This window comes from Sphingorhabdus sp. 109, from assembly GCF_902506555.1.
In the GTDB taxonomy this organism is placed as follows: Bacteria; Pseudomonadota; Alphaproteobacteria; order Sphingomonadales; family Sphingomonadaceae; genus Parasphingorhabdus.
This window is the reverse complement of record NZ_LR732707.1, coordinates 3379843-3394587: the sequence shown is the minus strand read 5'-3', so window position 1 is coordinate 3394587 and position 14745 is coordinate 3379843. Positions and strand designations below refer to the sequence as shown.

Annotated in this window: 14 protein-coding genes; 7 read left to right on the top strand and 7 right to left on the bottom strand. The window is 58.5% G+C overall.

Features of this window, described 5'->3' with window-relative positions; translation table 11 throughout:
- Positions 1 to 28: 28 nt before the first annotated feature.
- A complete protein-coding gene (locus BOSE62_RS16225; RefSeq protein ID WP_443028813.1) occupies positions 29 to 1552 on the top strand; it encodes a lipopolysaccharide biosynthesis protein in 1524 nt (507 codons plus the stop codon).
- Here the strand turns inward: BOSE62_RS16225 and BOSE62_RS16220 are convergent, their stop codons facing one another.
- Positions 1553 to 2551: an adenosine kinase gene (locus BOSE62_RS16220; protein ID WP_159647763.1), complete on the bottom strand. Its 999-nt coding sequence runs from the start codon at positions 2549 to 2551 to the stop codon at positions 1553 to 1555.
- 106 nt (positions 2552 to 2657) lie between these two features.
- Here BOSE62_RS16220 and BOSE62_RS16215 point away from each other — a divergent pair, with 106 nt between their 5' ends.
- Together BOSE62_RS16215 and BOSE62_RS16210 are read left to right on the top strand one after the other, a co-directional pair.
- Positions 2658 to 3347 (top strand): EI24 domain-containing protein, encoded by a 690-nt coding sequence (locus BOSE62_RS16215; protein ID WP_159647762.1) that lies wholly within the window; start codon positions 2658 to 2660, stop codon positions 3345 to 3347.
- Positions 3344 to 3712: a hypothetical protein gene (locus BOSE62_RS16210; RefSeq protein WP_159647761.1), complete on the top strand. Its 369-nt coding sequence runs from the start codon at positions 3344 to 3346 to the stop codon at positions 3710 to 3712. The genes BOSE62_RS16215 and BOSE62_RS16210 overlap by 4 nt, the downstream gene beginning before the upstream one ends.
- Here the strand turns inward: BOSE62_RS16210 and queG are convergent.
- On the bottom strand, positions 3698 to 4753 hold the full coding sequence (queG, locus tag BOSE62_RS16205; protein WP_159647760.1) for a tRNA epoxyqueuosine(34) reductase QueG: 1056 nt from the start codon (positions 4751 to 4753) through the stop codon (positions 3698 to 3700). The genes BOSE62_RS16210 and queG overlap by 15 nt on opposite strands.
- 44 nt (positions 4754 to 4797) lie before the next feature.
- On the opposite strand from queG, the gene BOSE62_RS16200 reads away from it, so the two are divergent.
- The 4 genes from BOSE62_RS16200 (at position 4798) to msrB (ending at position 8975) form a co-directional block, all read left to right on the top strand.
- Positions 4798 to 5760, top strand: a complete 963-nt coding sequence (locus BOSE62_RS16200) for an ABC transporter ATP-binding protein (protein ID WP_159647759.1) — start codon at positions 4798 to 4800, stop codon at positions 5758 to 5760.
- Positions 5757 to 6956: an ABC transporter permease gene (locus tag BOSE62_RS16195; RefSeq protein WP_159647758.1), complete on the top strand. Its 1200-nt coding sequence runs from the start codon at positions 5757 to 5759 to the stop codon at positions 6954 to 6956. Before BOSE62_RS16200 ends, BOSE62_RS16195 begins: the two co-directional genes overlap by 4 nt.
- A 115-nt stretch (positions 6957 to 7071) precedes the next feature.
- Entirely contained in the window at positions 7072 to 8388 is a 1317-nt protein-coding gene (locus BOSE62_RS16190) for a cytochrome P450 (RefSeq protein ID WP_159647757.1), read from the top strand.
- A gap of 80 nt (positions 8389 to 8468) precedes the next feature.
- Positions 8469 to 8975 (top strand): peptide-methionine (R)-S-oxide reductase MsrB, encoded by a 507-nt coding sequence (gene msrB, locus BOSE62_RS16185; RefSeq protein ID WP_159647756.1) that lies wholly within the window; start codon positions 8469 to 8471, stop codon positions 8973 to 8975.
- 9 nt (positions 8976 to 8984) lie between these two features.
- Here the strand turns inward: msrB and BOSE62_RS16180 are convergent, their stop codons facing one another.
- From BOSE62_RS16180 to BOSE62_RS16160, 5 genes are all read right to left on the bottom strand, one after another.
- Positions 8985 to 9362: a VOC family protein gene (locus tag BOSE62_RS16180; RefSeq protein WP_159647755.1), complete on the bottom strand. Its 378-nt coding sequence runs from the start codon at positions 9360 to 9362 to the stop codon at positions 8985 to 8987.
- A gap of 70 nt (positions 9363 to 9432) precedes the next feature.
- A complete protein-coding gene (locus BOSE62_RS16175; protein WP_159647754.1) occupies positions 9433 to 11205 on the bottom strand; it encodes a hypothetical protein in 1773 nt (590 codons plus the stop codon).
- Between the two features lie 4 nt (positions 11206 to 11209).
- Positions 11210 to 12580, bottom strand: coding sequence for a sulfatase-like hydrolase/transferase (locus BOSE62_RS16170; protein WP_328799801.1), 1371 nt, complete (start codon positions 12578 to 12580; stop codon positions 11210 to 11212).
- Positions 12581 to 12585: 5 nt separating this feature from the next.
- Positions 12586 to 13038 carry a GtrA family protein gene (locus BOSE62_RS16165; RefSeq protein ID WP_159647752.1) on the bottom strand — a complete coding sequence of 151 codons (453 nt, stop codon included), beginning with the start codon at positions 13036 to 13038 and terminating at the stop codon, positions 12586 to 12588.
- 5 nt (positions 13039 to 13043) lie between these two features.
- The gene (locus tag BOSE62_RS16160) at positions 13044 to 14630 is read right to left on the bottom strand and encodes an NAD(P)/FAD-dependent oxidoreductase (protein WP_159647751.1); all 1587 of its coding nucleotides are present in this window, start codon (positions 14628 to 14630) and stop codon (positions 13044 to 13046) included.
- Between the last annotated feature and the right edge of the window lie 115 nt (positions 14631 to 14745).

The following is a 14745-nucleotide window of genomic DNA, read 5'->3' as shown; positions in this document are numbered from 1 at the left end:
TCCTGGAGCGGACCAGCCGGAGAGCGATTTGAACAGTCCTGAATCATCAGGCACGGCTGGTGCACCGCCAATTGATGGCGACACACCCGCCGACAAGAGCAAGGACGATATTGCCGCGCTGGCCAAAGGCGGGCGGACCAATATTTTCGGCTTTCTGCTGCGCCTCGCCGCGCGCCTGCCCTTTCTGTTCATCGCCGGCCGGATCTATGGTGCAGAAGCGCTGGGCCGCTTCGCTTATGCGATACTGGTGGTTGAATTTGCCGCTCAACTGGCGACACTCGGGCTCAAGCGCGGCCTCGCAGCGCAGTTGAGCCGGACCCAGAGACCTCATGTCCATGTCGTCTGGGACGGGCTGCTGGTAAGTTTTCTGGCTTCGGCGGTCGCGGCAGGCATTCTTATCGCTTTTCCCTTCATCATGTTCCCGAACAGCGAGATCAACGGTCTCGACCGGTTTTTGCCCTTGGTCATATTCACGGTTGTCGGCGCCGATATCGCGCTCGCTGCGCTCGCCTACCGCTACGATATTGCCTCGACGGTGCGCGCCCGGTCGATTGTCGAGCCGTGGACGATCAGCATCGCCGCCTTTCTCTTTTCCTATTATTCGCTGCGCGACGGCCTGATCCTTTCCTATGTCGTGTCGATGATCGCCGCACTGGCGGCCTCTTTGTGGCCCCTGTTCAAAAGCTATGGCCTGCCGCACGGCTGGCGACCGGAACCGTTGAAAATCGCGCGGATGGCACGCCGCAACATGCCCCTTGCCGCGGCCGACGCAGCCGAATGGGGTTCGCGCCGTCTCGATCTGGCGATCCTCGGCCTGTTCGCATCGCCGGCGATCGTGGGCATCTATTATATCGCCCAGCAGGTGGCGAGCCTGCCACAGAAGCTCAAGACAAGCTTCGACCCCATTCTCGGCCCGGTCATCACCCGCAATCTCGAAGCCGGCAATATGAAGGCTATCGCCAGCCAGGTCAGTCAGGTCGGATTCTGGATCATTGCAGCGCAGGTCGGCATTGCCCTGGCGCTGGCGATTCCAGGCGAAGCCGTGATGGGCCTTGTCGGTCCGGGATTTGTCGGCGGCACCGGCGCGCTGGCCTTCCTGCTGGCAGCCGAAGCCGTGGCCGCAACCGCCGTGGTCAGCGAATCCGCACTGGTCTATATCGCCCGCCATCGCAATCTGCTGATTTCACTGTCGATGTTGCTGCTGCAGGCTGCGCTCAGCGTCGCCTTCATCCAGATCTGCGTCTATCTCGGCCTTGGCCCCCTGTATCAGGCAGCGGCGGTCGCGGCGGCCTTGATGGTCGCCCTCGCCTATGCCTCGGTGGTGAAGGCAATTTTCCTGTCAAAGCTGCTCGATGCGCCGGTCAACGGCTGGCGCTGGACCCTGCTGATCGCCATAGGCGTTGCCAGCGCCGTCGGCTTTCTCGCGACCCGCCTACCCGAATGGGCAGAACTGATCGTCGGCATACCCATGATCCTCGGCAGCTACGCCTGGGTTATCTGGAAATGGGGCTTTGGACCGGACGACCGGACGCTTTTCAAAATGAAAGGCTGATTAGCCCAGCCGTTTTTCCACCAGCGCCCGCAGATCGGCTTCCGGACGCGCGCCATAATGGGAAATCACCTCGGCTGCAGCGACCGCGCCGATGGTCAGACATTCCGCCATCGGGCGTTCTTCGATATAGCCGCTGAGGAAGCCGGCGGCAAAAAGGTCACCGGCACCCGTGGTATCGACAATCTGTTCAACCGGCTCGGCGGCAACAGCGGTGGTCTTGCCGTCCCGGACCGCGATCGCCCCTTTTTCGCTTCGCGTGACGACCAGCGTCTCGACCTTGGCAGCCGTTTGCGCGACCGCAGCGTCAAAATCCTCGGTTTCGGCCAGCATCATGATTTCCGCTTCATTGGCGAAGAGAATGTCAATCTTGCCGCCATCGATCAGACCGACAAATTCCGCCCGGTGCCGGTCGACACAGAAAGTGTCGGACAGGGTGAAGGCAACCTTCCGGCCATTTTCCCGGGCAATGTCGATCCCCAAAGCCATCGCGGCCTTGGGTTCATCGGCATCCCACAGATAGCCTTCAAGATAGAGAATCGCGCCGCTGGCAATCAGATCGGCGTCAACCGCAGCGGGCGGCAGGAATTGCGATGCGCCGAGAAAGGTGTTCATCGTCCGCTGCGCGTCGGGTGTAACGAAAATCAGGCAGCGCGCCGTCGGCGGCTCCTTGCCCAGCGGCGGCACGTCAAAATCGATCCCGGTTGCGCGGATGTCATGAGCGAAAACCTCGCCAAGCTGGTCGTCTGCCACTTGCGCGATCAGCGCGCACTGGCGACCCAGGGTGGAAGCGCCGGCCAGCGTGTTGGAACCCGAACCGCCGCTGATTTCGCGTGCGGGCCCCATGTCGCGGTACAATTCCTGCGCCCTGTTGGCATCGATCAGCGCCATGCTTCCCTTGACCAGCTGCTCCTCTTCGAGAAATTCATCGCTGGACTGGGAGATTACGTCGACAATCGCGTTGCCGATGGCGACGATATCATAGCGGGCTTCGGTGGTCATATATATACCTTCGGGCTGGTTGCTCTATTTGAGGTTCGTTAGGGATTTGGCTCTGGACCATCAAGCAGAATTGACGCCGGATCGGCAATCGTGACATGAAGGAAGAATGATAGAGGCCTTCACCCGCGCGCTCGCGCAGCTCACCGACCGCAAGATACTGGTGATCCTGCTGAGGGTTGTCCTGCTGACCATTCTCCTTTTCGCTTTGTTCGGTGTCGCGGCCTATTTCGGGCTGGTCTGGCTGTTCACGTGGCTTGGCTGGACCGACGGCGGATTTGCAGCTGCCGCTGCCGCCGCGATCATCGCCATCCTGACCGGTGTCCTGTTGTTCCGGATCGTCGCCATATTCGTGCTCAACATTTTTTCGGACGACATCGTCGATGCGGTAGAACAGCGATATTATCCGGAATTTGCCGAACAGGCGAAACCACCCGGCTACGCATTGGGAATCCGGATGGGGCTCGCATCCGCCGGTCGCGCGCTTGGCTATAATATTCTGGCGATACCGCTCTATGTGCTGCTGCTGGTAACCGGCGTCGGCCTACCCGTCGCCTTTTTCACCATCAACGCCGTCTTGCTGGGAAGGGACCTGCAAGACATGGTTGCAGCCCGCCATGTCGATGATTATCGAGCCCTGTCGGCAGACTGGAGCCTGTCCAAATTGCAGCGCTTCATTCTGGGCCTGATCGCCGCCCTGCTGCTCGCTGTCCCCTTTGTCAATTTTCTTGCGCCGGTTCTGGCAGCCGCTATGGCTAGCCATCTGGTACACGGGAAGAAGAAAGAAAGATCTGCATGAAAGCCAATTTTCTGGTCCTGTTCAGCCTGCCTGCGCTGGCCGCCTGTGCCTCGACCGCCACAACCCCAAGAAGCACGGGCTTGCCCGCTGTTTCGGGGTCGCCACTCAATAATGTGGCAGGGCTGGAAATCGTCATGGGCAAGACCGCCGATCAACTGACCCGCCTGTTCGGCAATCCCCAACTGGACATATCGGAACCACCTGCGCGAAAACTGCAATTCTCAAGCGGCGCCTGTATCCTCGACGCCTATCTTTATCCGCAGGAAAACGGCGGAACCCAGAGAGTGACCCATATTGACACTCGCCGCAGCGACGGCGCAGCGGTCGACCGGGCCAGCTGTGTCAATGCGCTAAGGCTGCGCTGACTTTAATTGATCCAGCGCCCAGCCGGCGGCATCCCTGATCGTAGCATCATCATCGTCCAGCAAAGCCTCGACGGGTACCATCAGGTCTGCGTCACCACTGTTGCCGGCCGCGATCAGCGCGTTGCGTACCATGCGGTCACGGCCCGTCCGTTTGATCGGTGATCCGGAGAATACCTGACGAAAGCTGGCATCGTCGAGCGCAAGAATATCGACAAGAGCCGGCGCCGCCAGTTCCGCACGCGGCAAGAACGCCCTGTTCGCCGCGCCCGCCTTGGCAAATTTGTTCCATGGACAGACAGCGAGACAGTCATCACAGCCATAGATATGGTTGCCGATTGCCTTGCGATACCGGTGCGGAATCGGTCCCTTATGCTCGATCGTCAGATAGGAAATACAGGCCCGCGCATCGAGTTGATAGGGCGCCGGGAACGCCCCTGTAGGACAGATATCCTGACAGGCCGAACAGCTGCCGCAACTGTCCCTTCCCGGTTTTGAAGGCTCGAGATCGAGCGTCGTGTAAATCGCGCCGAGAAACAGCCAGCTGCCGTGGTCGCGGCTGACGATATTGGTATGCTTACCCTGCCAGCCCAGACCGGCGGCCTCGGCCAGCGGCTTTTCCATCACCGGTGCGGTATCGACGAACACCTTCACCTCACAGTCCGCCTGCTCGACCAGCCAGCGGGCAGTGCGCTTGAGCGCGCCTTTCACCACGTCATGATAATCTTTGCCCTGCGCATAGACAGAAATGCGGCCGTGATCGGGAACTGCCTCGAGCGCAAAAGGATCGACAGCGGGGGCGTAGCTCATGCCCAGCATGACAACCGTCTGCACGTCCGGCCACAACGTTGTCGGATCAGACCGCTCATCCGCCCGGTTGACCATCCAGAGCATGTCACCCTGGCGGCCATCGTCGAGCCATTGCCGGAGACGCTGACCTGTTTTCGGCGCCAGTTTGGCCGGGGCGATGCCGACCGCGCCAAAGCCCTCTTCCTGCGCTCTGTTTTCCAGCGCTTTGGTCAATCTTAACTTGTCATCCGGCATAGGCTGTCCCTATCAAACAGTAACGTCCGAGATGAAAGCCGTAAATGCGCGCAACCCAATCTGAACTGGCCATCGAGGCCCGCAATATCGTCAAGAGATTTGATGGTGAGACAGCTGTTGATGGTATCAACCTGACCATCGGCAGGGGCAGTATATTCGGCATATTAGGGCCCAATGGAGCCGGCAAGACGACGACTTTGCGGATGCTTCTGGGGATTATTGATCCCGACGAGGGCGAGCGCTTCCTGCTCGGATCGCCGGACCCGATTTCGATGGCCCATCAGGTCGGCTATCTGCCGGAAGAGCGTGGCCTCTATCAGTCGATGAAAGCCTATGACGCGATCGCCTTCATGGGTGCCCTGCGCGGACTGCCGCTGGCCGAGGGGCGCAAGCGCGGTCGCCGGATGATGGAGGAGCACGGGCTCGGCGACGCCGCCGACAAGCAAATCCGGCAATTGTCCAAAGGCATGGCCCAGACGGTGCAATTGCTTGGTACGCTGGTACATGAGCCGGATCTGATCATTCTCGACGAGCCCTTTTCCGGACTGGACGCGCTCAATCAGGGCAAGTTGGAACGGTTGATCCGGGCGCAGGCAGACAAGGGGGTGACAGTGATTTTCTCGACCCATGTGATCGCCCATGCCGAACGATTGTGCGAAGAAATCGCTATCGTCGCCGACGGGAAAATCCCTTTCAGAGGCAAAGTCTCCGCTGCACGGGACCGACTGCGCCCGCAAGTCCATCTCGAAACCCGCAACCTCGAAGGCCCCTGGCGCTCGGCCATCCCGCCGGACTGCCAGCCGCTCGGCCACAACTGGCATTTCACTCTACCGGAAACTGGTGTCGAACCGCTACTTCACGCGCTGGTTGAGGGCGGAGCCGGGATTGAATCTCTGTCCATCGAACGGCCCGGCCTGCACGATGCTTTCGTCCAGATCGCCGGCGAAGCAGTGGCCCGCAGAATGGACGCAGACGCCGCGGAAGATGACGGAGACCCAGCAGCATGATCGAAACCATCCGCGCCGCCTTTGTCATCGCCCGCCGCGATTTCACCGCGATCATCTTTTCCAAATCCTTTTTCTTCTTCCTGCTCGGCCCGCTGTTTCCGATTGGCATCGCGGTGGCCGCTGGCGGATTGGGCGCGCAGGTTTCCCAGGATATAGACAGTCCGGTCATCGGGGTTGCCATGAGCGCGGCAGAATCGGATCGCTTGCTCGCGGCGCATGCACATCTGTCCGGCAGCCTCGGTACAAGAGCCCTGCCGGAGCTTTTTGTGCTGGACGATTTTTCCGGGCGGGAAGACGACATTATTGCAACGCTGCACAGCGAGAAATCGCTGACCGCCATTGTCACCGGATCATTGGCCGCCCCCGTGCTGACTGGTTCCGAACGCGACGTCCAGCGATGGCAGGGCAAGATTGCCCTGCTCGCGGAAACCGCACTGGCGCAGCCCGCTCCGGTTGAAATCAGAACAACATTTGTCGAACAGACGAGCAGTTCCAGCGAGCGCAACCAGTTGCTGACGGCGCAGGCGGGTCAGGCAATCCTGATATTGCTGACGATGATCCTCGCGGGCATGGTGCTATCCAACCTGGTGGAGGAAAAGACCAACAAGATCATCGAGATCCTGGCCGCAGCGATTCCGATGGACGCGATATTTCTCGGCAAGCTTTTCGCGATGCTGGGTATGGCGCTCGTCGGAATCACGGTGTGGAGCACCATGGGCTTGTCCGTGGCGCTTCTTGTTGGCGGCAACTGGGCTGCGCTGCCGTCACCCGCCGTCGGCTGGCCCCTGTTCTGCCTGTTGCTGATCCTTTATTTTTCCATGGCCTATCTGCTGCTGGGCTCGCTGTTTCTCGGGATTGGTGCGATGGCCACCACGGTTCGCGAGGTGCAAACCTTGTCGATGCCGGTAACCATGGGGCAATTGCTGGTCTTCTTCCTCGCCTATTCCTCGATCACCAAGCTGGGAGAACCGGTCGAATGGTTTGCCGTATTGTTCCCGTTCAGCTCGCCGTTCGCGATGATTGCGCGGGCGGCGCAAATGGACAATATCTGGCAGCATGGTCTGGCGCTGGTCTGGCAGGCCGTTTTCACGATAATCATCATCCGCTTTTCGGTGATGCTGTTCCGCCGCAATGTCATGAAATCCGGACAGGCGGCGCGGAAAAATGGCCTGCTCGCCCGCATCACCGGAAAATAGTCGCGCGATTCACGCCATTTGCCGAAAAGACATTGACATTACTGTCAATAGCGGCAGATTGAACGAGTTTTGAAACGCAACCGATTGCTGACACAAGCAACGGCAGGAGAGACTTATGGCATCCGTACCGCAAATTGACCTCAATAATCTGACCACATCCCCTACCGCCGATGAGGCGCTGGAAGAATGGTACAAGACCCATCCTTCGATCGCGGACAGTGACGCCAACCCTTGGGATGTCAGCCGCGCGGAACTGTACAGCAAGGATCTGTGGCGCAAGCCTTTCGCCGAAATGCGGGAACAGGCACCGATCAACAAGATCGAGGGCGGTGTGCACGGTGATTTCTGGAATATCACCACCTACAAGCCGATTCAGCATGTCGAGGCGCTGCCCGACATTTATTCGTCCGACGTTTCCCATGGCGGCATCACTATCGCCGAGCCCGATTTCGACGATTCCGATTTCCAGCTGCCGATGTTCATTGCAATGGACCGGCCCAAGCACACCGGACAGCGCCGCACCGTAGCGCCGGCCTTCACGCCGACCGAGATGAAGCGGATGGAGGACGAGATCCGCCAACGCACCGAAGAAGTGCTCGACAGCCTGCCATGGGGTGAAAAATTCGACTGGGTCGACAAGGTATCGATCGAACTGACGACCGGCATGCTGGCGATCCTGTTCGGCTTCCCCTGGGAAGACCGCAGGCTGCTGACCTACTGGTCCGACTGGGCTGGCGATGTCGAATTGTCGGTCGCGGAAGACCTGACCGAACAGCGTCGCCAGATTCTGTTCGAAATGGGCGCCTATTTCACCAAGCTCTGGAACGAGCGGGTCAATGCCGAGCCGACACCCGACCTGATCTCGATGATGATCCATTCGGAACATATGCGCGACATGGATCACATGGAATTCATGGGCAATCTGGTGCTGCTGATCGTCGGCGGCAATGACACGACCCGCAATACCATGTCTGGTGTTGCTTATGGTCTTGGGCAATTCCCCGAAGAGCGGAAAAAGCTGCAGGAGAACCCGGACCTGATCCCCAATGCCGTGCAGGAAATCATCCGCTGGCAGACCCCGCTCGCCCATATGCGGCGCACCGCCCTGGAAGACCATGACCTGTTCGGCAACCAGATCAAGAAGGGCGACAAGGTTGTTCTATGGTATATTTCCGCCAACCGCGACGAAGAAGTTTTTCCGGAAGCCGACAAGATCAAGGTCGACCGTGAAAATGCGCGGCGCCATCTCGCCTTCGGCTACGGTATCCACCGCTGTGTCGGGGCCCGTCTCGCCGAACTCCAGATCCGGATATTGCTGGAGGAAATGCACAAGCGCCGGATGCAGGTCAATCCGACCGGCAAGCATCGCCGCGTCCATGCCTGTTTCGTCCACGGCTTCCGCGAATTGGAAGTCGAGCTTTCCAAATATTGATCAGTTTCCGTTCAGGCATGAAACTGTAACCAATCCCGGTCCTGCTGCGAAAGATATAGGCAGGACGGAAAGGACTACAGATGAAAGCGATTGATCGGCGCACTGTCATATCCGGAACATTGATTGCCGCTGGAGCGATAGGCGCTGCCAGCCTCTCGGGGCTGTTCGGCAATGCAGAAGCCCGTTCGGCAGGCAAATTCGCGATCAATCGTTCGGCCGAGGAATGGAAGCGCCGGCTGGGTCCGGCCCGCTACCGTATCTTGCGCCAAGAAGGCACCGAACGCGCCTATTCCAGTCCATTGAACAAGGAAAAGCGCGAAGGCGTCTATGCCTGCGCCGGCTGCAATCTCGGCCTGTATAAATCGGACAAAAAATATGACAGCGGCACCGGGTGGCCGAGTTTCTGGGCACCGATTGCCGGGGACCGGATCGGTACATCGCGAGATTATAAAATTGGCTATCCACGCACGGAAGTCCATTGCGCCCGCTGCGGTGGGCATCTCGGCCATATTTTCAACGATGGCCCGAAACCGTCGGGCAAGCGGCATTGCATCAACGGGCTTGCGCTGAAATTCATCCCTGCCTGATGTCAGCTATCAGCTGTCCGGCGCGTCGACCTGCTGCCAGAATTCCAGTTTGATCCCGTCACAATCGAGGATCCAAGCAAATTTGCCATAGCCTTCGTCGACATGGCCAAGAATTTCCAGACCCTTGTCCTTGAGCTTTTCGACATAGGCATCCAGATCATCAACCCTGAGATTGATCATGAACGGCGCTGCGCTGGGTTTGAGATATTCGGTATCTTCGGGGAAATGGCTGATCAGGCTATAGGGGCGGTCACCCTTTTCATCCGACCAGTTGAGCATCGGGCCATATTCCCCATCCAGCTCTAAAAAGTCCTTGTACCATTTCCGTGTTGCTGCCGGGTCTTTCACCTTGTGAAAGATCCCACCGAGACCGGTGATCCTTGCCATTCTAAACTCCGTGGTTCTTTTTATCTGCGACCATCTCGATGTGCGACCATCAAGCCATAGCTATCAGGGTTTAGAAATCATTAGGCAAGTCTTTTGCCATCACGCGCCAGATATGCAGATCATTGTCCCGAATGTGGACAGGCTGCAGCCAATCCGGCTTTTCGTCTTCGACCAGTCGGGCCCACAGGCCTTCGGGATGCCGCTTCGCATAGATGCCCAGCTCCGCTTCGCCGTCGCAGGCGACGATATATCGGATATTATGGGCCTCCAGCAAGGAACGGGCCATGTTTGGCGATGCGGTGAATATCCTGATCTGGTCGCCCATCGCCTGATCATTGCGATGATGGCTGGTGGCAAGTACGCTGTGCGGTGTCAGCAGCAGGATGCGCGGACCATAATCGAAGGGTGACAGAATATTGGCGCGCGGCAAGGCATTGAGCCGGTGGAGCGACTCGTCACTCTTGCACATGGTATTTTCCGCTTCGTCCTCGATTTTCTCATCCTCGACACTGACGCTGTTGAACAATGCGATCGCGAGCGGTCCCGGCATGATCAGCAACACAACCGCGGCGGTAGCGAATATGCGTGTCAGCCCATTTTTGATGCCCCGCGCCCTTAGAAAAGCCTGACGCACAACCCAGGCGAGAAATGGCAGTGCAAAGGCCGCAGCAACCGCCGTCGCACGCTGAACCAACAGGGACAGCACCAGTGCCCAGAGAAAGGCATAGACCAGAACAAATAGACGGTCGCGATCAATTCGCTCGGGTCGTACCCGTGCGATATAGATCAGACTGCCCAGACCGACGATGATCGAGCCGCCAAGCAAAGTGACCATTGTCTTGCCATTCTGGTACCAGATCGGCAGACCTTCCAGAACATTGACCAGCCAATATTCGCGGACCAGCGGATCCATCGTATTAAACGCCCCGCCAACACATTGCGGCGAGAGGCTGTAAAAGATTGCGAGTGCCGGAACGCCGGCCAGGCCGAGGCAGGCAACCCGCATCGGGATATTGGCGGGCAGCCATTTGATCGCCGGCAAAATGACCGCGGCGCCAGCAGTGCAGGCCAGCAAATGCGATGGTGAAAGCGCGTCGCAATAGTTGATCGCGATGTCAAACCCGCCCTGGCTGCCGAGATAGAGCAGAACGCTCACGCTCAGAAAACTGAGCAAAGTCCAGAACAGACGAACGCCTTCTTCAGTTTGGAAAACCCAGCGCCAGACCAGAAGGACAATGAAGGCAGCCGATATAGGCAGCCCTTCGAGCGATATCGAGAGCCAGAGCGCCAGCGCCGCGCCCAGAGCAATACCGCCCTTGCGCTTGTCGGGCCAGAACATGGTCCATAATGCGGTCAGCGCGAGCACGATCTGCCAGCCATGATGATCCACCCGCATGGGACGGATCTGGGCAACGATTGGAACCGATGTCGCCGTCAAGGTCGCCGCCAGGATCGCGACGGGGCGGTCAAACACCTGTTCGGTGATCCTCGCTACCAGCCACATGGCCAGGCCCAGCGTGATTAGCGGCACGACGACCATCGCCGTGGTTTCCGCTGCCGCCGGTCCGATCAACGGGTTCAGCAAAAGAACCAGCAATGCCAGTGGCACCTCAACCCAGCGTGGCCAATGCATGGGCTGGCTGTCGGGCTCGCCTATCCGATATTGCGTCGTGTCAAACCAGCTCTGTCCACCGAGCCAGTCCCGCAACTGCACCAAACGCAGTTGATCGTCGGGATCCCAGCCCATGCCGGTCGCGATCTGGCCACGGGTTATCAGTATCAGCAACGCGCTGACAGCGATCCAGATCAACAATATTGGCAGATTGCCGCGCACGCGTTCCAAATTCTTATCCTTCGGATGTTGCGCCCTTGGCTTTCAGATAAAGCCAGGGAACACGTTCCGGGTCAAATTGCGAACGGTGATGGCGGTCGAAAAACGGCGGCATATGGTCGCCGACCAGTAATATATCCGCTTCGGGGAAGTCGCTCGCAGTAATTTCGGCGATCAGTGCCCTGTCGATATCGTCAAATATCGCGAACTGGCGGCAGATCATCGGATAATCGCGGGCCAGATCTGCCGACACTTTCTCGCAATGGTCGGCGTTGAGATTCTGCCCGGTCGGAACCGGCAAATGGGTGTTCAGCGTTAGCCAGTACTGGAAAGTCGGCTGCGTCGCGCCTTTCAGATTTTCTGCCAGCATTTTCGGTATCTGGCGGTCGCAGACACCGGCGAAGACACCGCCACACCATTCGGCGCCGCGCTTTTCCAGATCGCTCGCAAATTCGCGCTTTTCGAATCCGATCTTGGGATACCATTTTTCCCGTTTGAAAAATGGCCCCTTGAAACTGTGCATCGCCTGGGCCGCATAGCCCTTGCCGGCAAGCTGTGCCGGCAGGCAGTCCAGCGTCTCGGGATTATCGCTCTCGAGCAGTTCATAATAATCGCCCCAGCGACCGCAAAGCTCGCGCATCTCGCCGGCGGTGGTGCTGTTATAATAAAGGCTCGTGCCCTGACTGACTTCGTAGCGTGCCTTGATGGCACTGCTGTTATAATATGCGAACAGCTTGTCGGACATCGCCTGGTTGTCCTTCGGAACACCCAGCGATTCCACCATGATCAGCACCAGATGGCGCTTGCCGTCGGCGCGTGCGGCGAAACCCGACTTGCCGACCGCAGATTCAAAACTTGCCCCCACTGGAGCGGGACGAAAATAATGGCCGCGCATCCCCTCGCCCACGGCTGCATCTGCGCCGACAAGACCGAAAACCAGCGCTCCGCCAAGCAATATATGGAGCGGTCTGGAGAAATTGGTGTCGCGCTTGAGCAAAAACCAGCTGCCGATCAATATGCCGAACAGCACCACCGTCGCGGCAATATATTCCATCGAATTGCCTGGCTTGATTTCCGCGAAAAACTGCAGCGAATAGACCAGCGAATCCAGCGTCAGGCTGAACAGTCCGGAAACAAAGGAAAGAAGAGAATAGGTCATCACGCCGGCAAAGGCGATCCATTGCGCCCCTCTCGGCATACGCTTGACGATCAGGCCGACGAGACCTGCCAGCACAATCGGAATGGCGCGCGGCGGCGCGCCGACCATCCACATGGCCATGAACGGAATATTGGCCAGCACGATCCAGACCAGTGCCCAGTTGAGGAATTTCCTGAAATCCGGGCTGAAGCGGTTCCTGACTGCGGGCGCTTCGATGGCCATATCCATATAGCTCACCGGAACACTCCATATTTGCGGGTGAGATAAACCGCGAAAAAACTGACGGCAACGGCCGCCGCCTTGGCCAGAACCGGCAACACGCCTGCACTGGTCAGTCCGCTGACCATGCTGACGGTGATGCCCAGACCGAGCAGGGCAGTGGCGATGAAACCAAAGCGCTGCACCTGCAACGCCGCCCCCTCGCGGCGCTTGCCGGGAAACACGAAATTTGAAGAGATGAACCAGTGGACGACAATGCCGGCGCTATATCCTGCAGCCGATGCCCAACCGGGATCGATGAGGAACGCCACCAATATCATGAAAAGAGCCACGTCAAACGCCAGGCTAACGATGCTCGCCAGCAAATAGCGCGTGATCGAAAACCGGTTGAGGAGCGCCAGCGGGGCAGGCAAATTGCCGACCCAGGCGCCGACGGCTGACCGTCTGTCTGTGCCGCTGCGGTCCATACTGCTTACGCCGCTTTGGATGGTTTGGCTTCGGGCACGCTTTCCTCGATGCGCGTCGGTACATCGCGCATGCTTTCAAGCGCCGCAACGCGGTCCTCGCCAAGCTCCTCGGTAATGGCCTGCTGCGCACCTTCATCGCCCGCCTCGTGATATTCAGCGTCCTCGTTGACGTTCCAGACATTCCATTTGCGGGTACCGGCCTCGATATTTTCCACCGTCAGCATCGCCGTCATCATCGCGTGATCCTGATTATTATAGCGGTGCATGCCGTTGCGGCCGACCATGTGCAGCGTCGGGAAACGCTTTTCCAGATCATCGCGCATGGTTGCGACATTCTGCTCATAGGCGTCATCATAGACCGGATAGGCCTTTTCCTGGCGGACAACCGAGCCGCCAACGACGTCTTCGGGCTTGCACAGGCCGAGTATCGCCATTTCCTTCTTGGCCAGTTCGATCAGATCCTCGTCGGAAGAGGACCAGAGGCCGTCATTTTCGAAACAGAAATATTCCAGACCAACGCAGGCAATCGTCTCGTCGGGCACCATTTCCGGTGACCAGCTGCGGAAATTCTGCACCCGGCCCACCTGCACCCGATCATCATGGATATAGATCCAGTTGTCGGGGAACAGGTCTTCCGACTTGACCTTGATCGCCACAGTCAGGAAATCGCGATAGTTGAGATCCTGCGCTTCCGGCAAAGACTGCGGCAGCGGGTGAATACGGGTGGCAAGCTCGCGCATCGGCGCGCTTGAAATCACATGTTTCGCATTGATGATGGTTTCGCCGTCGGCGCTCGTCGCGCTCACCCGCCAGTTTCCTTCGGCATCCTGGGCGAGCTGTTTCAGGCTATGGCCCATCAACACTGCATTGCCCTTGGCCTCGACATGACCCTTGGCTGCGTCCCACATCATACCGGGGCCGAGGCGAGGATAGCGGAAGGTTTCGAGCAGGGTTTTGACTTCCTGTCCGTCATTGGGCTTCTTGTTGAGACCGAGCGAGCGCTTCAGACCATCGGTCACCGCGTTCCAGAGGCTAAGGCCCTTGATCCGCTGGGCCGCCCAGTCTGCCGACATCTCGTCGCAGGGCATGCCCCAAACCTTCTCGGTATAGGTCTTGAAGAAGATGGAATAGAGCTTGTATCCGAACTGGTTCACCGTCCAGTCTTCAAAACTCTTCACATTCTTGTTCGGGAAGACCTTCGCCTTGGCATAGCTCGCCATGCACAAGGTCGAGCGCCAGATGCCGAGGTTCCACAAGGCCTCAAAGGCGCGCAGCGGATAGCTGTAGAATTTGCCTTCATAATAGATGCGGCTCATCCGCGGTCGCTGGATGAAGTCATCGGGCAGGATCTCGTTCCACAGATCAACCACTTCCTGGCTTTTCGAAAAGAAGCGGTGCCCGCCGATATCGAAGCGGAAGCCTTCATGCTCCACCGTCCGGCTGATACCGCCGACATATTTCGGGTCCTTTTCGATCACGGTGACCGAATAGCCTTTCTTGGAAAGCAAATAGGCGGCTGTCAGGCCCGCTGGCCCTGCGCCAATAATGGCGACATCTACCGGTTCATTGGCGGGCGTGATCTGTCTGGTCATAAGGTCCGTTCCCTGTTCATGGTGCGCGCATAACCGCGCCGTTCATGTTTCAGAAACCGGAGTGAACGAAATTGGTTAGCAGAGAGTTAATGCCGTCGTGAAATTTACGGCCGCC